The 411-nt window shown below is 78.1% G+C and carries 1 pseudogene; it reads right to left on the reverse strand.

Features of this window, described 5'->3' with window-relative positions:
* Positions 1 to 387, reverse strand: a pseudogene (locus MCAG_RS34105) (hypothetical protein); the annotation flags it as partial.
* Positions 388 to 411 lie beyond the last annotated feature (24 nt).

Consider the following 411-nt stretch of genomic DNA (forward strand, 5'->3'; position numbering starts at 1 on the left):
GACGCGGGCAGCTCGCCCGTCTGCCTGGTCCGGTCCAGCAGCCCGCGCACCCCGTGCAGCAGCAGCAGCGGATCTCCCGAGGGCGTCCCGGGCCGGGCCGGGCGGGTCGCCGAGGCGGCGGGCACCGGCGCCCAACCGGGCCCGGAGCTGCTGCCACAGGTGGGCCGCCTCGGCGTCCACCCGCTCCACCAGCTCCCGCGCGTCGGCCGCCTCCCGCTCGGCGTCCCGGAGCTGCTCGGCGGCCTCGGTAACGGCCCGCTCGGCGGCGGCGCACTGCTGGTCGTACCAGGTGCGGGCCTCGGCGCGCTGGGTGTGCACCCGGTCGGCCAGCTCGGCCAGCCGCCGCACCTGCGCCGCGTACGTCTCGCTGGTCACCGGTTCGTTCATGCCGCCGGTCCGTAGGGGATGATG

The organism is Micromonospora sp. ATCC 39149 (assembly GCF_000158815.1).
In the GTDB taxonomy this organism is placed as follows: Bacteria; Actinomycetota; Actinomycetes; order Mycobacteriales; family Micromonosporaceae; genus Micromonospora.